Source organism: Limnobacter litoralis, from assembly GCF_030160455.1.
GTDB classification, from domain to species: Bacteria; Pseudomonadota; Gammaproteobacteria; order Burkholderiales; family Burkholderiaceae_B; genus Limnobacter; species Limnobacter litoralis.
In genome coordinates this window covers 1-19,184 of sequence record NZ_BSOJ01000010.1, presented here as the reverse complement: position 1 = coordinate 19,184, position 19,184 = coordinate 1, and the positions used below count along the sequence as shown (strand labels likewise).

Genomic DNA, 19,184 nt, shown 5'->3' with positions numbered 1-19,184 from the left:
TTTCCGGCTGCAGTGATAAACTCGCGCCATGCAAAAATCTCTGCCTTCCATTGTCGCCCTGATTTCCGGACGGGGATCAAATCTGGCTGCCATTCTTGATTACGCAAAACACACGGGTGCCTACAAAACAGCTGCAGTCATCAGCAACCGGCCTGGCGCCGAAGGGCTGAAACTGGCTGAATCTCAGGGTGTGCACACCGAGGTGCTGGATCACACCGTTTTTGCCTCGCGCGATGAGTTTGACAAGGCGTTGAAGCGGCGAATTGACGCCCACGCACCAGATCTGGTTGTGTTGGCCGGATTTATGCGCGTACTGACCCCTGCTTTTGTGAAGGCCTTTGAAGGTCGTCTGGTCAATATTCATCCGTCCCTGCTGCCCTCTTTTCCGGGTCTCAAAACCCATCAGCAGGCACTGGAGGCTGGGGTGCGTGTGCACGGCGCAACCGTCCACCTGGTGACGGCTGAGCTCGACCATGGGCCCATTCTTGATCAGGCTGTGGTGCGTGTCCGTGAGGGTGACACCGCAGAGACGCTTGCGGCTCGGGTGTTGGCTTTGGAGCATCAAATATACCCGCGCGCAATTGCTGCATTGCTGCATCAAACAATCAGACAGACGGATGGCCAGGTGCATGGTGCACTTGCAGCACCGCTGGCATACGACATCGAATAGGACAATAAAAATGGCAGGATCTTCCAAAAAGAAAAGCCCGCTTAGAAGACCGTCAACCGGCGGCGCGCGCGTCAACCGGGGTGCCGCCGGGCCGCGCTACGGCGTCATCAGTTTGGTGGCCCAACTGATCGATTTGTTGAACCTGTTTGATGGTCCGGCAGATGCCGTGATTTCCCGCTTTTTCAAAGACCATCCGGAACTGGGTGGCAGAGACAGGCCCGTTGTGGCTGAGGCCGCTTATTGCTGGCTGCGTTACCGCTACCGAATCAACCACCTGGCCCAGTCTGGCGAAGGTGGGCCGACCGTGATGCGTCAGGCCAAGTTGGCCTTGCTGTGGAGTGGTGCACCGGAGGCCATCTGGTCTGCTGGGCGCTCTGAAGACAATGAATGGTTGAGTCGGGTTATTCATGTGCCTGTCGACAATCTTTCTCAAGAACCCAAAACCTGTTTGCCTGCCTGGCTGTATGAACAGATTACAACCGAGTTCGGGCCCGATCGTGCCTTGTCCTTCGCCCAGGCCGTGCTGTCGGCAGCACCACTTGATTTGCGAGTCAACACGCTGAAAGCCAGTACTCAGGAAGTGGTCGCAGGTTTGGCGGCGCAGGGCATTGAGGTGTTGCCGATTGCCGGTCTGGAAGATGGATTGCGCGCCGTTGGAAAGCCTGTGGTGGGTCGCACTGAGATGTTTCAGGAAGGCTTGTTTGAAGTGCAGGATGCCGGCAGTCAGTGGGTCAGTAAATTGGTGGCTCCACGGCGGGGCGACCTCGTGATTGATTTTTGCGCCGGTGCAGGTGGTAAAACATTGGCCGTGGCTGCTGCCATGAAAAACACCGGAAGGGTGGTGGCCTTGGACACCTCTGAAAGGCGTCTGCAAAAGTTCAGGCCGAGGGCGGCGCGTTCTGGCATGAGCAACTTTTACACCATGGTGATCAATGATGAGGCCGATCCGCGCCTGAACAAGTACTTTTCCAAGGCGGACCGTGTGGTGGTGGATGTGCCTTGCAGTGGTATGGGCACCTTGCGCCGCAACCCTGACCTGAAGTTCCGCCAGGGTCCGCAGGGGGTTGCCGAGCTGGTTGAAAAGCAAAAGAGCATTCTTCATCACGCGTGCCAACTGGTTAAACCCGACGGGCGTCTGGTTTACATCACCTGCAGCGTGTTGAAGCAGGAAAACGAAGAGATTGTTGAGTGGTTTTTGGCGAACAATCCTGAGTTCAGGCTTCGCAGATGGACTGAGGTGTTGAATCCGGCAGACCGACCGGCGAGCGCGGATCAGACTGCGGACACCTTCCGGTTGTGGCCAGAGGACGGAGAGTCCGACGGATTTTTCGCCGCAGTGCTACAGCGTTCGAAATCCTGAGCAATTATTCAAGACAAAAATCAGGTTTCGAAGTACACTTGTTCACTGAAACTGATTTAATCAGGATCAAGTTGTTTATTTTTTATCGCGGTATCTTCAGAAGCAAGGCAAGACTGCCGTGAACTAGAGTGTCACAAGAAGAGAATCGAATATGTATGAATTTTTAACATCCGGATTAACCGGAGCGTCAATCACCGAAATGGTCATTTACACCTTGGTTGTGACACACATCACGATCGTGGCGGTAACCGTGTATTTGCATCGCGCGCAAGCGCACCGCGCCCTGGAGGTGCATCCCGCACTGGCTCATTTTTTTCGCGCCTGGTTGTGGCTGACCACTGGCATGAGCACGCGCGCATGGGCTGCCATTCACCGCAAGCACCACGCCAAATGCGAAACCCCTGAAGATCCACACAGTCCACAAACCCGCGGCCTGAAAACCGTGTTCTGGCAGGGTGCAGAGTTGTACCGAGCTGAATCCAAGAATGCCGAAACCATCCGCAAGTATGGTCACGGTTGCCCCAACGACTGGCTTGAAACCAATCTGTACGAGCGATTTGCTTGGCATGGCTGTGCAATCACTTTGTTTACAAGTTTTGCTTTGTTCGGTTTTCCGGGCGTGTCTATCTGGGCCATTCAAATGCTGTGGATTCCTGTGTTGGCGGCCGGGGTAATCAACGGTATCGGTCACTTTTGGGGCTACAGAAATTTCGATTGTCCTGATGCAAGCCGGAACATTGCACCTTGGGGAATCCTGATCGGTGGCGAAGAACTGCACAACAACCACCACACACATGCCACTTCCGCGAAGCTTAGTTCCAAATGGTACGAATTCGACATCGGCTGGATGTACATTCAGATTTTCAGCGTGTTGGGTCTGGCGAAAGTCAAAAAAGTGGCGGAAGCGCCCAAGTTTTTCCGTCGTGGCAAGGGTGCTCTTGACTTGGCCAGCGTTCAGGCATTGGTCAACCACCGTTATGATGTGATGGCCCGATACGCCAGTTCCATGCGCAAGGCTTTCCGTGCTGAGGCCGCCAAGCTGTATGCGCAGGCCAAAAGCGCAGAAGAGCGCAGTGTTCTGGTGCGCGCCAAAAAGCTGTTGTCGATTGACGAGTCCAAATTGACCGCTGAGCAAAGCGCTTCGCTTGAGGCTCTTTGCAATCAATCTCCGCTGATTCGCCACTTGGTTGAAATGCGCCGCGAATTGCGCGAGATCTGGGAAAAGACCAACCTGACTCGCGAGCAAATGCTGGTTCAGTTGCAGGCGTGGTGCGAACGTGCCGAAGAAAGCGGCAACCGCTGGTTGCATGACATGTCGATGAGAATTCGTCGATACGCTTAATGTGACCTGTATTGCTTGTAGCAAGAAGCCGGACTTGGTTCCGGCTTTTTTATTGCCCAGTCTGCCATAAGCGCACTGCCCAGTCTGCCCCAAGCGCACTGCCCAGGCTGTCTTGCCCTTGAATTGCCCATTCAACTTGTAATTGCCTCTGGCCTTGGAAGCCCGAGCGACAACTCGCCCCGGAATAACCGGGGCTCAGACAAGTCGCAGGTCGGGCAAGTTCCAAGGCTGCGAGTCAACACAAGTGGGGCAATTCTTGAATCGGGCTGCGACAGACTGGGCAGTGCGCTTGGGGCAGACCGCGGCTTCGGTCGACGGCGGTGGATAGTCTAGGTAAGGTCAAGCTAAGTTGGTCAGCAGGTCAGCAGGTCAGCAGGTCAGCAGGTCAGCAGGTCAGCAGGTCAGCAGGTCAGCCGATTGGGCGGAATCCCTGTGCCAATGTTTCACGCTTTGAGGCTTTGCAGGTGGGTGTGTCATGCAGCGCGATTCAGGGTTGCCCGGCTGCTCAGCACCCGCAGCTTTGGAACATGCCCGACCTGCGACATGTTTGAGTGGCTTGCAAAGCCACGAGTTGTCGCTCGGGCTTCCAAAGCCAGGGTTCTGATCAGCGTCTTTTCGGGCAAACCAAGCGCAAGTGACATGCCTGCCTGCAATAGCCGACGCAGTAACAATCTACGCAAGTGACATGCCTGCCTGCAATAGCCGACCCCGCAACTACCAAGCGCAAGTGACATGCCTGCCTGCAATAGCCGACCCCGCAACTACCAAGCGCAAGTGACATGCCCACTTGTAATGGCCGACTCAGCAACAACAGCCGATCTTTCGTATTGAATGGACGAAAAAAAACCCGCCAATGGCGGGCTTTTTTTGACCGAGCTGAATTTACTTCAACTTGGTTTCTTTGTATGAAACATGCTTACGAACCACTGGATCGTATTTCATGATTTCGATTTTCTCGGGCTTTGTGCGCTTGTTTTTGGTCGTGGTGTAGAAGTGACCGGTACCAGCAGAAGACTCGAGTTTGATTTTTTCGCGACCAGCTTTAGCCATGATTTACTCCTCTACTCAGATCTCGCCGCGTGCGCGCAGGTCTGCCAGCACGGTGTCGATGCCCACTTTATCAATAGTGCGCAGCGCAGCGTTGGTTAGACGAAGGCGAACCCAGCGGTTCTCGCTTTCAACCCAAAACTTGCGAGATTGCAAATTTGGCAAAAAACGACGTTTAGTTTTGTTGTTGGCGTGAGAAACCTTGTTTCCCACCATCGGGCGTTTCCCGGTTACTTGACATACGCGAGCCATGATGACCCCAAAAAATTCAGCAAAGTCCGTTAGTGTACTTGCAAACCAGCAATGCTTCAAGCCTTGCGGTTGCGGCGAATCCAAGATTATACGTGTCTTGGTTTAAAAAGCCCAGCCTTTTCTCAAAAAAATTCAAATACTTTGTGCCTGTGGCATGAAGGGCGTGGTGTACACGCTAAAAAGGATGTCTACCCATGGTGCGGTAAGAGTAAGAACATGAGGGGCCAACAACCAGATGGTCCACCAGTTCGATGTCTACCAGCCGAAGCGCCTGCAGCAGTGTTTCGGTTAACTGGTCGTCTGCCGAACTTGGTGTGCAACAGTCGCTGGGATGATTGTGTGCAATCATCAGGCGAGGCGCGTTCTGGGTGATTCCAAATTTGACAACCTCGCGCGGGAAGACCGCCGCTTTATTGACTGTACCGCTGGACAGGATGGTGTGCGCACTGACTTTGAGTTGGCTGTTTAACGCAATCACCAAGAAGTGCTCAACATGACTCAAACCAATATGAAGCCTCGCAAATTGTTCGAACAGGTCAGGCGTTCCCAAGCTGGCCTTCGTTTCTCGCAGTTCTTCACCCAGGCAGCGTCGGGCCATCTCAAGACACGCTTTCAGCTGTGCAAATTTGGCTTCGCCAAGACCACGGATCTGACTCCATTGCTTCAATTCCACACGGTTGAGGTTTTTCAGGCTGCCGAATTCATGAATCATTTCACGGGCCAGTTCAACTGCGCTTTTACCGGGCAGCCCTGTGCGCAAAAATATGGCCAGCAATTCTGCGTCTGAAAGTGATTGGGCGCCATGCTCGATCAAACGCTCTCGGGGGCGATCGTGTTTGGGCCAGTTTTGAATACTCATTGGGTTTTGATGATGCAGTTGCAGACCGGCTTGTGTGTTTTCAAGCAACGCGAAGTTCCTGCCCGCCTCGTAATTGGATCAGTCCACAGGTGCTCATAGTAGAATAGAGGGCTGATGTATTTGCTTTTTTCTGGAAAATCTCATGACTGACATGGCCCAAGCCAAACCCCAGGTGACTGAATCGTCTTACGTGACGCTTCACTATCGCATCCGTCTTGCCAGCAACGATCAGGTGATTGTCTCGACCTTCGAGGACAAGCCTGCCACTTTGCAGTTGGGTGCGGGGCAGTTGGCCTCGGGTCTTGAGTCGTGCTTGTTGGGTATGCAGGCGGGCCAGCGTGAAATTTTTATGGTGTCAGCTGACAAAGGGTATGGCGAGGTGAATCCTGATTTGTATCGCCCGGTCAGCAAAAAGCTGCTGAATCAGTACGCTGAAGAGGGCACGTCGTTTGAGCCTGGGGAGTTTGTGCACTTTCCGGCCCCGGATGGCGGTCAGTTTGCAGGCACGGTGGTTGAAGAACGTGACGATCACATTCTGTTTGATTTCAATCACCCCCTGGCGGGCAAAGCCCTGCACTTTGAAGTGCAGTTGATCGGAGTGCTTTAAACATGAGCCTTGAAATCAGTCTTGCACAGCCGCGCGGTTTTTGCGCGGGGGTAGACCGCGCCATTGAAATAGTGGAACGCGCGTTGGTGCAGTTTGGTGCGCCCATTTATGTCAAGCACGAGATTGTTCACAACAAAACCGTGGTGAATGATCTGCGTGAGAAAGGCGCCATTTTTGTCGATGAGCTGGAGGACGTTCCAGCAGGCTCTACAGTGGTGTTTTCAGCGCATGGGGTTTCACAAGAGGTGCGTACGCAGGCGGAAGGCTTGGGTTTAAAGGTGTTCGATGCCACCTGCCCGCTGGTCACCAAGGTGCATGTTGAAGTGGCCAAAATGCGCGCACAGGGTTGCCGAATTGTGATGATTGGTCACAAAGGTCACCCTGAAGTGGAAGGCACCATGGGGCAGGTTCAGGACGGCATTTACCTGGTTGAAACCGAGGAGGATGTATTGCGTCTGGATGTGCCCGAAGGGCCGTTGGCCTATGTGACTCAAACCACCTTGAGTGTGGATGACGCCTCTCGTGTCATTGCCGCTTTGAAGACGCGCTTTCCCGGCATTCGTGAGCCCAAAAAAGTGGACATTTGCTATGCCACACAGAACCGGCAAGATGCTGTGAAATTCATGGCCAAGCGCGTCGACATGGTGTTGGTGGTGGGCAGCCCAAGCAGCTCGAATTCCAACCGATTGCGCGAGGTGGCCGAAAAGCTGGGCGTACCCGCACAGCTCATTGAAAACGCCGATTGCTTACAGCGTGAATGGTTTACAGAGGTTAAGCACATTGGTCTGACCGCTGGCGCGTCGGCCCCAGAACACCTGGTACAGGCTGTGATTGCCCGTCTGAAAGAATGGGGGGCCAATTCTGTTCGCACGCTTGAGGGCGTGGAAGAAAACATTTCCTTCCCCTTGCCCAAGGGTTTGAATCGGCAGGATTAATCACGGCTGACCCACCGCGATACAATGCGGGGTTGAATTTAATTTTTTGCGTTTGAAATCATGAACATGACTACTGCCTCCATTCCTGAAACCGACAAGCATCTGGTTGCAGCCCTGTATAAATTTGTGCACCTGCCCGATTTTGTTGAGCTCAAACCCAAGGTGGAGCGCATTTGCCAGCAGTTCAAGATTCTGGGCACTTTGTTGCTGGCCGAAGAGGGAATCAACGGCACGATCTGCGGTTCGTACGAGGGCATTGTCGGTTTGATGACCAGTCTGTGGAAAGATCCACGGTTTTCAGATCTGGCCCCCAAATATTCCGAGGCGTCTGAGCCTGCCTTTTCCCGCATGAAAGTGAAGCTGAAGCGTGAGATCGTGACCATGGGCAAAGACGGCATCGACCCCAATCGCTTGGTAGGGCGCTATGTGCCGCCTGCGCAATGGAATGAGTTGATTCAAGACCCCGACACCTTGGTGATTGATACTCGCAACGATTATGAGTACGCCATTGGTACTTTTGAGGGGGCGGTAGATCCCAAAACGACCACTTTCCGGGAATTTCCGGCCTGGGTGGACCAAAATCTGAAGGCCTTGCCAGACGAGAAAAAGCCCAAGAAGATCGCCATGTTTTGCACGGGGGGCATTCGCTGTGAAAAGGCCACTGCATTCATGCTGGAGCAGGGTTTTGACGAGGTCTACCACCTTCAGGGCGGTATTCTGAAATACCTGGAAGAAATTCCTGAAGAGAAAAGCCTGTGGAAGGGCGAGTGCTTTGTGTTTGATCAGCGGGTGTCGGTCAAGCACGGCCTTGAAGAGGGCGATTATGATTTGTGCCACGCTTGCCGGATGCCGATTACCGAAGAAGACAAGCGCAGTGAAAAATACATGGCGGGCGTGAGTTGCCCCAATTGCCACGACAAGCTGACCCCGGAGCAGGTTGAACGTTTTTCCGAGCGGCAAAAGCAGATTCGTTTGGCCAAAGAACGAAATGAGCGGCACATTGGCCGCAAGCTTCCACCCAAGCCCAAAAAGGCCAAAGTGGACGACAGCAAGGCGGCATGAGCGCACACCAAAGCGAATTGCCGGTTTTGTACAGCTTCAGGCGTTGCCCCTTTGCCATGCGGGCAAGGCTTGCGCTGGCCGCTTGTGGATTGAAGGTGGAAATTCGGGAAATCGTGTTGCGCGACAAACCCGCCCACATGTGCGAAATTTCACCCAAAGCCACCGTGCCTGTGCTGTGGTTGCCCGATGGCACCGTGGTCGATGAAAGCCTGGACGTGATGCGTTGGGCCGTGCGGCAAGCCGACCCCATGGGTTTGATGAACCTGCAGCCCAGTGCGCTTGAATCGACTCAGCAATGGTTGGCCGTGTTGGATGGCGAATTCAAACATCACCTTGACCGCTACAAATACCCCCAGCGCTACGAAGGCGTAGACGCGATGGAACATCGCCAGGCTGGTGTTCAGATTTTGAAACAGTGGGGTGCCGCACTGATTGACAGCGATTGGCTGTTTGGAAACAGCATGCGGTTTGCCGATTTGGCCATCTTGCCATTCGTGCGGCAGTTCCGAATTCCCGAACCGCAATGGTTTGATTCCAACCCGGAACTGGCTCCTGTGGTGGCCTGGCTTCAGCGTTTTTTGGCCTTGCCCCTGTTTGAAACCGCCATGCAAAAGTTCGAGCCCTGGAAACCGGGCGACCCTGCTGTTTTTTTCCCTTAGGCCTTTTCAAGTTAGAGAAAGCACTCTACGCTTTTCGGGTGATCTTTCTATACACTCGCAAGTTACGCATTAGTAACATTTACTGACTCGGCTATGCTTTGGACGAGACAGTCAACCACCAAACCACACAAAAGGAAGAGACTCATGGGCGACAAGATTCTGGAATTTGTCCATTCATCCAAGGGCAAAATGTTGTTTCAGGCACTGGGTTTGCCAGTGCCCCCCCAATTGAAACGCGCCAAGGGTGCCTACGAGGACAAGTCGCTGAGCGGTGTGAACGCGCTGGTGGGCGCTTCTGAGCCCGGCAAGTCAGTCGAGGCCGTGGTGAAGGCACTGGATGCAATGGGGGCTTCACTGCGCGTGTCTGCAGACCTGGCTGGCCTGGAAGGTGTTAAAGCCGCTGCCGCCAAGGCGAAGGTGGAAGTCAGCCTGTCGCAGGCGGACAATGGTGTGCCTGAAGGGGCCTATGTGTTTGATGTCACCGGTGCAAAAAGTGCCGCTGACCTGCGCGCCCTCTACGATTTTTTCCATCCGCGTTTGCGCAAGGTGCCGGCCAACAGCCGCATCGTGGTGATTTCCCGCGTCAAGGGCGACACCAAATCGGTTGAACAGGAAACTGCTCAGGCGGCTTTGCCCGGCTTTATTCGCAGCCTGGCCAAGGAAAGCGGCGGCAACGGCACGACTGCCAACCTGATTCAGGTAAAAACCGGTGCTGAGGGTGCCATTGAAGGCGCACTGCGCTTTTTCCTGAGCCCGCATTCCGCATTTGTCACTGGTCAGGTGCTGCCCGTGGTTGGCGCACCCAAAGGTGTGAAAGCGGCTGCTTTTTCCGCCAAGCCACTGACTGGCAAAATTGCGGTGGTGACCGGTGCTGCACGCGGTATTGGCGCGTCCATCGCTGAAGTGTTGGCGCGTGAAGGCGCAACCGTGATTGGTGTGGATCGTCCTGCCGACGAAAGCACACTGGGCGCAACCATGGCAAATATTGGTGGCGTGGTTTGTCCGTTGGACATCACCGAAGCGGACGCTGGCAAGAAGCTTGCCGCTGTGGCGAAAGAAAAGGGTGGTGCAATCGACATCATCGTGCACAACGCAGGCATTACCCGCGACAAGATGTTGCGCAACATGAAGCCACACCTGTGGGACATGGTGCTGGATGTAAACCTCGGTTCCATCGTGCGTTGCAACGAACAACTGCTGGCCATTGATGGTTTCGCACCAAACGCCCGCATTGTGTGCATTTCATCCATTGGTGGCATCGCTGGTAACGCGGGGCAGACCAACTACGCTGCCACAAAGAGCGCGGTGATCGGATACGTAGACGCCATGGCCCATGAATTGGCGGGCAAAGGCATTGCGATCAATGCGATTGCCCCTGGCTTTATTGAAACGCAAATGACAGCAGCCATTCCCGTGGTTACCCGTGAGGTGGCGCGCCGTTTGTCCAGCCTGTCACAGGGCGGTTTGCCTGTGGACATCGCTGAGGCGGTGACCTTCATGGCCAGCCCACTGGCAGCGGGTGTGAATGGCGCAACCTTGCGCGTTTGTGGACAAAATCTGGTTGGCGCTTAATCGCAGCCGCCCCTAACTGAATATTTGAGGAGAAATTTATGAAACACGGTCGTCGCGTCGCCATTCTGGGCGGAGCCCGCATTCCATTTGCACGTTCCAACACAGCCTACATCGGCAAGTCCAATCAGGACATGCTGACTGCAGCATTTCGTGGCGTGGTAGACAAGTTTCAATTGCACGGTGAAGAGCTGGGCGACGTGGTTGCCGGTGCAGTGGTTAAACACTCCCGCGATTTCAGCCTGTGTCGTGAGTCTGTACTGGGTTCAGGCTTGAGCCCCATGACCCCTGCATTCGACATTCAGCAGGCTTGCGGCACCGGTTTGGAAGCGGCGATTGTCGTTGCCAACAAAATTGCGCTGGGCCAGATCGAAGTGGGCATGGCCGGTGGCGTCGACACAACAACCGACGCACCGATTGCCGTCAGTGAAGGTTTGCGCAAAATTTTGCTCGAGGCCAACCGTGCCAAAGACACCAAGGGCAAATTGAAAGCCCTGATGAAAATTCGCCCCAAGCACCTGGCACCACTTCCACCAGCCAACGGTGAGCCACGCACAAAGATGAGCATGGGTCAACATTGCGAAGTGATGGCACAAACCTGGAACATTGGCCGTGAAGAGCAGGACGAACTGGCTGTCAGCAGCCACCAGAAGGCTGCCAAGGCTTACGAAGAAGGCTTTTTTGACGATCTCGTCGTACCATTCAATGGTTTGAGCCGTGACAACAACCTGCGTGCGGATGCATCCGTTGAAAAGCTGTCCACACTCAAACCTGCGTTTGACCGCAAAAGCGGCAAGGGCACAATGACTGCGGGTAACTCCACGCCGCTGACCGACGGTGCGTCTGCCGTGTTGCTGGCCTCTGAAGAGTGGGCCAAGGCCCGCGGTCTTGAGCCATTGGCTTACCTGACATTTTGCGAAACGGTGGGTATTGATTTTGTGTCTGGCAAGGAAGGTCTGTTGATGGCCCCGGCCTATGCTGTGCCCCGCATGCTGAAAAAGGCGGGCATGAAGCTGCAGGACTTCGATTTCTATGAGATTCACGAAGCTTTTGCAGCGCAGGTGCTTTGTACTCTGAAGGCCTGGGAAGATCCCAAGTTCTGTAAGGAAAAACTGGGTCTGGACGCGCCATTGGGATCAATCGACCGCAGCAAGCTAAACGTGAAAGGCAGCTCATTGGCGGTGGGTCACCCATTCGCAGCCACAGGCGGTCGAATCATCAATACACTGGCCAAATTGCTGAACCAGAAGGGCAGCGGCAAGGGTTTGATTTCGATTTGTGCCGCGGGCGGCCTTGGCGTAACCGCCATTCTTGAAAAATAATTGCAGGAGACATGTGCAATGGCTGACAGTGAAGCGCTGAAGACGGCAGACAAGTTTTTTGAACTGCCTTCCTTGCCCAACGGCAAGGTGCTGCTGGTGAAAGCGGCGGGTACGTCCTCTAAAAAGGCCAAGCCCACCACGCAGGCCGCCCGCTTGGGCGTGCGCGTCAAAAAGGTGTTCATCAGCCGCCAGTGGGTGCGCGACTACAACGCCGTGTGTGGTTTTGCAGAGGACCACATTTCACTGACAGCCCCGCAGGTCATTGCCGGCCCTTTGCACATGTACTTGATGTCCAGGAAGGAGCATCCGTTTGCCATGTTGGGCATGGTGCACCTTCACAACGACATCGAGCTGATCAAGCCTTTGGAATTTGAAACCGCCTACGACGTGGTGGTTTCAATTGGCGACACGCGCGCCATTCCACAAGGACTGGAATTTGATGTGCTGACTGAGTACATGAAAGACGGTGAAGTGGTGTGGCGCGCCACCATGGCCATTTTGAGCCGGGTGAAGGGCATGCCCAAGCCAGCAGGCAAGCCTGCTCCGCTTGAGGCTTTGTCGGCTGCCAATGCGCAATATGTGCCCATCAAGGTGCCTGAGGACCAAGGCCGCAAATACGCCAAGGTGTCCAACGACTACAACCCGATCCACCTGTATGCGCGCACTGCCAAGTTGTTTGGTTTCAAACAGGCCATTGCCCACGGCATGTGGACAGCGGCGAAAAGCCTGAGCTTGATTGAATCCAGCATGGACAAGCCTGCAAGCCGCTTCAAGGTGTCGTTCAAGCAACCTGTGTTTTTGCCTTCACGCGGCACCTTGAAATTTGTCGGTGACAAGGCCGGAACGAAATTTGAGCTGCTGGCCGAGCGCGATTCCAAGCTGTTGATTGTGGGCGAAGTGGCCTAAGCAAGAGGCTATCGAATGGGCAAAGGCAGACTGGAGGCTTTCAGTGATGGTGTGTTGGCCATCATCATCACCATCATGGTGTTGGAGTTGAAGGCACCGCATGGCACGGGTTTAGATGCGCTTGGCCCTTTGATGCCCAGTTTTCTGAGCTATGTGCTGAGCTTTGTGTACGTGGGCATTTACTGGAACAACCATCACCATTTGCTGCATGCAGCCAAGTCGGTATCGGGTGCGGTCCTGTGGGCAAACCTGCATCTGTTGTTCTGGCTCTCGCTGTTGCCTTTCACCACCGCGTGGATGGGCGAAAACCATTTTGAGGCGCTGCCCTCGGCGGTGTATGGATTTGTGCTTCTGATGGCCGCGCTGGCGTACTACCTGTTGCAGCGCTTGATCATGTCCACCGACGGACCAGATTCATTGTTGAAAAAAGCCGTCGGTGCCGACTGGAAGGGCAAACTTTCCCCCGTATTCTACGCCGCTGGTATTTTGACCTCATTCTGGCAGCATTGGCTGGCACAGGCGCTTTATGTGTTTGTGGCGTTGATGTGGCTGGTGCCTGACCGGCGAATTGAGCGGGCCATCAAGCACTGAGTTCAAAGCTTCAGTTGCTGACTGGTTAAACCCGGCATCAAAAACTGTTCGATCATGCCTTGCATGTCTTGAATCGGCGTTTCAGGATGTTGAATCCACCAGCGAGCACCGGCCTCCACCGCGCCCACCATAATGCCTGCCAGTGCCATGGCCTTGTTGCCAGGTTTGCCGCTACTGACCGCCTTGCTTTTGTTCACGAGCTGCTCGATTGTTTTGGCGGCGGCTTCAATAAAACTGTTGCGAAAGAAAGTGACCTTCTCGCCGACGGGGCCAACGCTGGTCAAGGCTTCGTTGTACAACACGGACCAACCTTCCCGGTGACGTTCAACGAAAGTCATGAAGCTGGCCATGATGAGTTTGAGTCGGACTTGCGGGTCGGGCACAGCCATCAAGGCGTTCAGGCCGTCGATGAGGTGATTGCCAACCTGTGTGATGGTTGCCAGATACAGGGCGTCTTTGCTGCCAAAGTAACGGTACAGCAGCGGCTTTGTGACCCCAGCTCCTTCGGCAATGGCGTCCATGCTGGATGAATGGAAACCTTGTTGGGAAAAGATAGACCCCGCCACTTCCAGAATCTGGATCATCCGCTGTTCTTTGGGTACCTTGCGAGTGCCCAGTCGTTTGACTGGCTGATCGTCTTTTTTGGCTGTTTTAATCACGAAGTTTACTGAGTGGTCACTTTAATATTTCGGAGTGTAACAAGCTTCTCCGCTTTGTGCGAAAAATTCATGGGTAGTCAGAGTCCCGTAAGGGGGTCTTCCTAAAGTAGGGCGTATTCAAGACAAAGCAATTCACACGGGATGTGGACGGAGGAGCGAGACAATGAGTGCACAGCCAGCCAAAAAGCTGCATCAGTCCGATGGGGCCTATCAAAGATTCTACGAGGAGTCGATTCGCAATCCCAAGGGGTTTTGGTCGCGCCAAAGCGAGCTGATTGACTGGCACAAACCCTTTGACAAAGTGCTGGACGATTCAAAGCCACCCTTTGCGCGCTGGTTTGTAGGCGGGGAGACGAATCTCTGTCACAACGCAGTGGACCGACACCTGGCTGAACTGGGTGACAAGCCCGGCTTGATTTTTGTATCGACTGAAACAGACACCGAGCAGGTGTACACCTTCAACATGTTGCACGATGAGGTGCAACGCGCCGCCGCAATGCTGCTGAAGTTGGGGGTCAAAAAGGGCGATGTGGTGCTGATTTACATGCCGATGATTTCGCAGGCTGCGTTTACGATGCTGGCTTGTACCCGAATTGGAGCGATTCATTCGGTGGTGTTCGGGGGGTTTGCATCCCATAGCCTGGCCTCGCGAATCGACGATGCCAAGCCGGTGGTGATTGTGTCTGCCGACGCGGGCTCGCGCGCTGGCAAAGTGGTGGCTTACAAGCCCTTGCTGGATGAGGCCATTAAAACTGCACGTCACAAACCCGCCAAGGTACTGATGTTTGATCGTGGCCTTGCGGAATTTACGCGAGTTGAAGGGCGCGACGAGGACTACGCAAGCCTGCACAAAGCCGTGGCCGGCACCAAGGTGCCGGTGACCTGGTTAAAAGCCACCGACACCAGCTATGTGCTGTACACCAGTGGCACAACCGGCAAGCCCAAGGGTGTTCAGCGCGACGTGGGTGGCTATGCGGTCGCACTGGCAGCGTCAATGAAATACATCTTCATGGCCGAGAAGGGCACCCCGTTTTTTTCAACCAGCGACATTGGTTGGGTGGTCGGTCACAGCTACATCATTTATGGCCCCTTGATTGCCGGCATGTCGACTGTGATGTACGAGGGCTTGCCCATTCGGCCAGATGGCGGCATTTGGTGGAAGATTGTTCAGGATTACAAGGTCACTGGCATGTTCTCGGCGCCGACCGCTGTGCGTGTACTGAGAAAGCAGGATCCCAAATTTTTGACGCAGTACGACATCAGCAGCTTGAAGGCCCTTTTTCTGGCCGGTGAACCGCTGGATGAACCGACGGCCAACTGGATATCCGGTGCAATCGGAAAGCCGGTGGTTGACAACTATTGGCAGACTGAAACTGGCTGGCCCATTCTGGCCATTCAGCGCGGTGTAGAGCCGCTGGATGCGAAGCTGGGCAGCCCCGGTGTGCCCGTGTTTGGGTTCAATGTGAACGTGCTGAATGAGGACACCGCTCAACCCTGCAAAGTGAATGAAAAAGGGGTGGTTGCCATTGAAGGGCCGTTGCCCCCGGGTTGCATGCAGACCGTGTGGGGCGATGACGAGCGTTTTGTGAAGACCTATTGGTCCAGTTTTGCTGCGCGTCAGGTGTACTCCACCTTTGATTGGGGCATTCGGGACAAAGACGGCTACTTTTTCATTTTGGGCCGCACCGACGATGTCATCAATGTGGCTGGGCACCGCCTCGGTACGCGAGAAATTGAAGAATGCATTTCTTCACACCCCAATGTGGCGGAAGTGGCGGTGGTCGGCGTGGCCGATCAGTTGAAAGGACAGGTTGCAGTGGCCTTCGTTATTCTGAAAGACACCACCAAGGCGGACACCCCAGACAAGTCCATGGCGCAAGAAGGCGACATCATGAAGCTGGTGGACGGTCAGTTGGGCGCAGTGGCCAGGCCGTCACGCGTGTACTTTGTAAGCGTGTTGCCAAAAACGCGTTCAGGCAAGTTGTTGCGCAGGGCCATTCAGGCCGTGTGTGAGGGCCGAGACGCGGGGGACATGAGTACGATTGAAGACCCGGCGGCTTTGGCGCAACTGAAGGAACGGGTGGGGCGGTAGGTAAGGCAAGCTTCACCCCTAGTGCTGTGCAAGCCTCACCCCAGACCAGAGGCTCGCTGAAAACCTGTTTCTCCTTCGCAAATGCTCGACAATCGGGAGGCGACCCTCCAAAAGGCGGGTCGGGCTCGCCTCCTGATCGCTTGTCTTCGATTTGCGAAGGCAGGTTTTCTTTAGGCTCGCTCTGGTCATAGGGTTCGGCTTGCTTGGGGCAAGGTGCAGATCGGAGCTGTGGTTTGCCTACCGCGCTCAATTAAAGCTAGCCTTGGTGATTTTCGGGGAGTGAGCCTTGGCTTAGATACCTTCAGTGATTAACGGTGTAAAAATTGAATTCGGACCCGGTGTGATCAATTCGCTTGAAGAAGATTTACTGGCCGCATTAAACGATGTTGTAAGCGGATCTATCGCAACGGGGTCTACGCTGTGTACTCTTTATTTTTCTTCTGTTCATGATCAACACCATTGGCCGAGTCGTCATGTCCAGGGTCACGGAAAAGCTGTTGATATCTCAAGAGTAAATCACAAAAAAATTGGTCTTTTTTACGAGAAGGACTCATCCGTAAAACGGATCGTTGACGCATTGCAGATGAAGTTTGAAGAATGTAAGGGCGCGAGAGAAAATTTTGGTCCTTTTTTTAAGCACAAGCATGGGAAAGAATTTTTGGTTCCGGGTCATCAAGACCACATTCATTTTTCGGTGGATTAACAGCAATGACTCGAGCCTTTTGTTTTTCTTCAATTACCTTGCTTTGGTTATTCTTTATTCCCATGCAGGTTGTCAATGCAGATGAGGCTATTACAGTCGATCACATGACTAAATGCCTGGCATTTGGTCAATTGATTGAATTGAATAACAAGGATCGACAATCGGATGAGTCACTGATACTGCGCCTTTGGTAAATTCCGTTCGACAATTCAAATGCATGCACACCCGAGACTGATGCCGAATGTGGAAGCGTTTATTTCTTGTCAGTAGCAACTTTGGATGACTATCCTGAAGTCAGATTTTATCGCTTACCCCACAGTAGAGAGTTGAGGGATTTTCTTGCTGTGAAATGGTTGCCTTTATTGTCACAGAGGCAAATTGATCGAGCGAGAATTCAACTCACCTTTAGCAGTGTGAGAAGAACATCCAAGCCGTTGCGGTTTGTACTTGATATCGGTCTTGACGGCATACAAACTGAGACTTCGGGTAATCTCGGGCGCTAAGCTTCAGCCGAGCCAGTTGGCCTGCGTGAGCTTCAAGAAAACCTGCCCTCAAGAGCCGTAGTAAACCGGCGAAGGGCCGAGCCCGACCCGCCTTTTGGAGGGTCGGCCCGCGGTTTACAGGCTCTGCAAGGGAGAAACAGGTTTTCAGCGAGCAGCGGGCCTCTGGTGAGGGCTGGGCGTTATTTGAGCGAAGAGGTCCTGACGCTGCGGCTATAAGTCAGGCCACGCTGACCGGGATTTTGCCAATCTTGGCCTGCCATTCTTTCGGCCCGGTGTTGTGCACGGAAACACCTGTGCTGTCCACTGCCACGGTGACCGGCATGTCTTTGATCTCGAATTCGTAGATCGCTTCCATACCCAGATCGTGGAATCCAACCACTTCGGCCTTGGTAATGGCTTTGGACACGAGGTAGGCGGCACCGCCAACAGCCATCAGGTAGGCTGATTTGTTGTCGCGGATGGCCTCGATGGCGACTGGCCCGCGTTCGGCTTTGCCGACCATGGCGATCAGGCCGGTCTTTTCGAGCATCATGCGAGTGAATTTGTCCATGCGGGTGGCGGTGGTGGGGCCAGCTGGGCCCACTGCTTCGTCGCGCACCGGATCAACCGGGCCCACGTAGTAAATGACGCGGTTGGTGAAGTCCACTGGCAGCTTTTCGCCTTTGGCCAGCATGTCCGCGATGCGTTTGTGCGCTGCGTCACGTCCGGTCAGCATTTTGCCGTTCAGCAACAGGGTTTGACCTGGCTTCCAGCTGGCCACTTCTTCGGGGGTCAGTGTGTCCAGGTTGACGCGTTTGCTCTTTTCGGTGTCTGCTTTCCAGCTCACCTGTGGCCAGTCAGAAATGTTGGGGGCTTCCAGTTTGGCCGGGCCGTCTCCGTGTAGGTGGAAATGCACATGGCGTGTGGCCGCGCAGTTGGGGATCATGGCCACAGGCAGGCTGGCTGCATGGGTGGGGTAGTCCATAATCTTCACGTCCAATACGGTGGTCAAACCGCCAAGGCCTTGGGCTCCAATGCCCAGGGCGTTTACTTTTTCGTACAGTTCGAGTCGAAGTTCTTCGGCCCGGTTTTTCGGTCCCCTTTCCAGAAGTTCATGAATGTCGCAGGGCGCCATCAGACTTTCTTTGGCCATCAACATGGCCTTTTCAGGCGTGCCGCCAATGCCGATGCCCAAGATGCCAGGGGGGCACCAGCCTGCACCCATGGTGGGTACGGTTTTCAGCACCCAATCCACGATGGAGTCGGACGGGTTGAGCATGACCATTTTGGCCTTGTTTTCAGAGCCGCCGCCTTTGGCCGCGCAAATGATTTCAACGTCGTCGCCTGGCACCACTTCGTAGTGAATAACTGCGGGTGTGTTGTCTTTGGAGTTGATGCGCTTGCCAGCGGGGTCGTGCAAAATGGACGCACGCAGCTTGTTGTCCGGGTTCAGGTAGGCACGGCGAACCCCTTCGTTGATCATCTCGGTGACGCTCAGGGTGGCGTCCCAGCGGACATTCATGCCGATTTTAATGAACACCACCGCAATGCCAGTGTCTTGACACAGGGGCCGTTTGCCCTCGGCGCACATCCGGCTGTTGGTCAGAATCTGAGCGATGGCGTCTTTGGCTGCAGGGCTTTCTTCGCGCTCATATGCTTTTCCCAGGGCTGTGATGTAATCAAGCGGGTGATAATAAGAAATGTATTGAAACGCATCGGCGATCGAAGAAATCAGGTCTTCTTGCTTGATCGTGGTCATTCACAGCTCCGTTTTTGCTCAGGTTGTAAAGGGGGATTGCCTCTATTTTATGCCTGTTTGCCCAGCAAGGGGGGAGGCTTGCCTCGGACTGTCCAAATTGTGCGGGGCACAAAAACTGCTATTAATTGAAGGTGTGTCAAAGGTGTGTCAGTTTGTGACACCCTTGTGTAAGGTGACAGTAAGTGCTTATACCTATTGTTGTCAGTTAACAGAATTAAAAATATTTTTAGATTGGAGGACAGGATGTCTGGAATTGAATCAGTGAAGCATGAGAGTCGTGCTTTTGAGCCCAGCGCGCAGTGGCAGGC

At 54.2% G+C, this 19,184-nt stretch carries 19 protein-coding genes; 13 read left to right on the top strand and 6 right to left on the bottom strand.

The window, feature by feature from the left end:
* Nucleotides 1–40 precede the first annotated feature (40 nt).
* From purN to QQJ87_RS05365, 3 genes are all read left to right on the top strand, one after another.
* Nucleotides 41–670, top strand: a complete 630-nt coding sequence (purN, locus tag QQJ87_RS05375) for a phosphoribosylglycinamide formyltransferase (protein WP_284280515.1) — start codon at nucleotides 41–43, stop codon at nucleotides 668–670.
* A 10-nt stretch (nucleotides 671–680) separates the two neighbouring features.
* On the top strand, nucleotides 681–2,030 hold the full coding sequence (locus QQJ87_RS05370) for an RsmB/NOP family class I SAM-dependent RNA methyltransferase (protein ID WP_284280421.1): 1,350 nt from the start codon (nucleotides 681–683) through the stop codon (nucleotides 2,028–2,030).
* Nucleotides 2,031–2,181: 151 nt separating this feature from the next.
* Nucleotides 2,182–3,372 carry a DesA family fatty acid desaturase gene (locus tag QQJ87_RS05365; protein ID WP_284280419.1) on the top strand — a complete coding sequence of 397 codons (1,191 nt, stop codon included), beginning with the start codon at nucleotides 2,182–2,184 and terminating at the stop codon, nucleotides 3,370–3,372.
* Nucleotides 3,373–3,845: 473 nt separating this feature from the next.
* Here the strand turns inward: QQJ87_RS05365 and QQJ87_RS05360 are convergent, their stop codons facing one another.
* The 4 genes from QQJ87_RS05360 to radC form a co-directional block, all read right to left on the bottom strand.
* Nucleotides 3,846–4,013: a hypothetical protein gene (locus QQJ87_RS05360; RefSeq protein WP_284280417.1), complete on the bottom strand. Its 168-nt coding sequence runs from the start codon at nucleotides 4,011–4,013 to the stop codon at nucleotides 3,846–3,848.
* A gap of 241 nt (nucleotides 4,014–4,254) precedes the next feature.
* Nucleotides 4,255–4,422 carry a 50S ribosomal protein L33 gene (rpmG, locus tag QQJ87_RS05355; RefSeq protein WP_284280415.1) on the bottom strand — a complete coding sequence of 56 codons (168 nt, stop codon included), beginning with the start codon at nucleotides 4,420–4,422 and terminating at the stop codon, nucleotides 4,255–4,257.
* A 15-nt stretch (nucleotides 4,423–4,437) separates the two neighbouring features.
* Entirely contained in the window at nucleotides 4,438–4,671 is a 234-nt protein-coding gene (gene rpmB, locus QQJ87_RS05350) for a 50S ribosomal protein L28 (RefSeq protein ID WP_284280513.1), read from the bottom strand.
* Nucleotides 4,672–4,846: 175 nt separating this feature from the next.
* The gene (gene radC, locus QQJ87_RS05345; RefSeq protein ID WP_284280413.1) at nucleotides 4,847–5,578 is read right to left on the bottom strand and encodes a RadC family protein; all 732 of its coding nucleotides are present in this window, start codon (nucleotides 5,576–5,578) and stop codon (nucleotides 4,847–4,849) included.
* 94 nt (nucleotides 5,579–5,672) lie between these two features.
* On the opposite strand from radC, the gene QQJ87_RS05340 reads away from it, so the two are divergent.
* The 8 genes from QQJ87_RS05340 (at nucleotide 5,673) to QQJ87_RS05305 (ending at nucleotide 13,181) form a co-directional block, all read left to right on the top strand.
* A complete protein-coding gene (locus tag QQJ87_RS05340; protein WP_284280411.1) occupies nucleotides 5,673–6,137 on the top strand; it encodes an FKBP-type peptidyl-prolyl cis-trans isomerase in 465 nt (154 codons plus the stop codon).
* A gap of 2 nt (nucleotides 6,138–6,139) precedes the next feature.
* Nucleotides 6,140–7,072, top strand: coding sequence for a 4-hydroxy-3-methylbut-2-enyl diphosphate reductase (gene ispH, locus QQJ87_RS05335; RefSeq protein WP_284280410.1), 933 nt, complete (start codon nucleotides 6,140–6,142; stop codon nucleotides 7,070–7,072).
* A gap of 60 nt (nucleotides 7,073–7,132) precedes the next feature.
* Entirely contained in the window at nucleotides 7,133–8,134 is a 1,002-nt protein-coding gene (trhO, locus tag QQJ87_RS05330) for an oxygen-dependent tRNA uridine(34) hydroxylase TrhO (protein WP_284280409.1), read from the top strand.
* Complete coding sequence (locus QQJ87_RS05325; RefSeq protein WP_284280408.1) at nucleotides 8,131–8,793, top strand: glutathione S-transferase; 663 nt, start codon at nucleotides 8,131–8,133, stop codon at nucleotides 8,791–8,793. The genes trhO and QQJ87_RS05325 overlap by 4 nt, the downstream gene beginning before the upstream one ends.
* Nucleotides 8,794–8,937: 144 nt before the next feature.
* Nucleotides 8,938–10,365, top strand: a complete 1,428-nt coding sequence (locus QQJ87_RS05320; protein WP_284280407.1) for a 3-oxoacyl-ACP reductase — start codon at nucleotides 8,938–8,940, stop codon at nucleotides 10,363–10,365.
* A 38-nt stretch (nucleotides 10,366–10,403) separates the two neighbouring features.
* On the top strand, nucleotides 10,404–11,684 hold the full coding sequence (locus tag QQJ87_RS05315; RefSeq protein ID WP_284280406.1) for an acetyl-CoA C-acetyltransferase: 1,281 nt from the start codon (nucleotides 10,404–10,406) through the stop codon (nucleotides 11,682–11,684).
* Nucleotides 11,685–11,702: 18 nt separating this feature from the next.
* Nucleotides 11,703–12,590, top strand: coding sequence for a MaoC/PaaZ C-terminal domain-containing protein (locus QQJ87_RS05310; protein ID WP_284280405.1), 888 nt, complete (start codon nucleotides 11,703–11,705; stop codon nucleotides 12,588–12,590).
* Between the two features lie 15 nt (nucleotides 12,591–12,605).
* Nucleotides 12,606–13,181, top strand: a complete 576-nt coding sequence (locus tag QQJ87_RS05305) for a TMEM175 family protein (RefSeq protein ID WP_284280404.1) — start codon at nucleotides 12,606–12,608, stop codon at nucleotides 13,179–13,181.
* A 2-nt stretch (nucleotides 13,182–13,183) separates the two neighbouring features.
* On the opposite strand, the gene QQJ87_RS05300 is transcribed toward QQJ87_RS05305, so the two are convergent.
* The gene (locus tag QQJ87_RS05300) at nucleotides 13,184–13,840 is read right to left on the bottom strand and encodes a TetR/AcrR family transcriptional regulator (RefSeq protein ID WP_284280403.1); all 657 of its coding nucleotides are present in this window, start codon (nucleotides 13,838–13,840) and stop codon (nucleotides 13,184–13,186) included.
* Between the two features lie 163 nt (nucleotides 13,841–14,003).
* Here QQJ87_RS05300 and QQJ87_RS05295 point away from each other — a divergent pair, with 163 nt between their 5' ends.
* Nucleotides 14,004–15,932 (top strand): propionate--CoA ligase, encoded by a 1,929-nt coding sequence (locus tag QQJ87_RS05295; RefSeq protein ID WP_284280402.1) that lies wholly within the window; start codon nucleotides 14,004–14,006, stop codon nucleotides 15,930–15,932.
* 304 nt (nucleotides 15,933–16,236) lie between these two features.
* Nucleotides 16,237–16,635 carry a hypothetical protein gene (locus QQJ87_RS05290; protein WP_284280401.1) on the top strand — a complete coding sequence of 133 codons (399 nt, stop codon included), beginning with the start codon at nucleotides 16,237–16,239 and terminating at the stop codon, nucleotides 16,633–16,635.
* A gap of 720 nt (nucleotides 16,636–17,355) precedes the next feature.
* Here the strand turns inward: QQJ87_RS05290 and QQJ87_RS05285 are convergent.
* Nucleotides 17,356–18,876, bottom strand: a complete 1,521-nt coding sequence (locus tag QQJ87_RS05285; protein WP_284280400.1) for a fumarate hydratase — start codon at nucleotides 18,874–18,876, stop codon at nucleotides 17,356–17,358.
* Between the last annotated feature and the right edge of the window lie 308 nt (nucleotides 18,877–19,184).

Bases quoted from the DNA above. Each gene is read 5' to 3' on its own strand.
- QQJ87_RS05360 (WP_284280417.1), bottom strand. From the start codon at position 4,013: ATGTCACTTGCGCTTGGTTTGCCCGAAAAGACGCTGATCAGAACCCTG.
- QQJ87_RS05315 (WP_284280406.1), top strand. From the start codon at position 10,404: ATGAAACACGGTCGTCGCGTCGCCATTCTGGGCGGAGCCCGCATTCCA.
- QQJ87_RS05285 (WP_284280400.1), bottom strand. From the start codon at position 18,876: ATGACCACGATCAAGCAAGAAGACCTGATTTCTTCGATCGCCGATGCG.
- ispH (WP_284280410.1), top strand. From the start codon at position 6,140: ATGAGCCTTGAAATCAGTCTTGCACAGCCGCGCGGTTTTTGCGCGGGG.
- QQJ87_RS05325 (WP_284280408.1), top strand. From the start codon at position 8,131: ATGAGCGCACACCAAAGCGAATTGCCGGTTTTGTACAGCTTCAGGCGT.
- rpmB (WP_284280513.1), bottom strand. From the start codon at position 4,671: ATGGCTCGCGTATGTCAAGTAACCGGGAAACGCCCGATGGTGGGAAAC.
- QQJ87_RS05305 (WP_284280404.1), top strand. From the start codon at position 12,606: ATGGGCAAAGGCAGACTGGAGGCTTTCAGTGATGGTGTGTTGGCCATC.
- QQJ87_RS05370 (WP_284280421.1), top strand. From the start codon at position 681: ATGGCAGGATCTTCCAAAAAGAAAAGCCCGCTTAGAAGACCGTCAACC.
- rpmG (WP_284280415.1), bottom strand. From the start codon at position 4,422: ATGGCTAAAGCTGGTCGCGAAAAAATCAAACTCGAGTCTTCTGCTGGT.
- QQJ87_RS05340 (WP_284280411.1), top strand. From the start codon at position 5,673: ATGACTGACATGGCCCAAGCCAAACCCCAGGTGACTGAATCGTCTTAC.
- QQJ87_RS05320 (WP_284280407.1), top strand. From the start codon at position 8,938: ATGGGCGACAAGATTCTGGAATTTGTCCATTCATCCAAGGGCAAAATG.
- QQJ87_RS05310 (WP_284280405.1), top strand. From the start codon at position 11,703: ATGGCTGACAGTGAAGCGCTGAAGACGGCAGACAAGTTTTTTGAACTG.
- QQJ87_RS05365 (WP_284280419.1), top strand. From the start codon at position 2,182: ATGTATGAATTTTTAACATCCGGATTAACCGGAGCGTCAATCACCGAA.
- QQJ87_RS05295 (WP_284280402.1), top strand. From the start codon at position 14,004: ATGAGTGCACAGCCAGCCAAAAAGCTGCATCAGTCCGATGGGGCCTAT.
- trhO (WP_284280409.1), top strand. From the start codon at position 7,133: ATGAACATGACTACTGCCTCCATTCCTGAAACCGACAAGCATCTGGTT.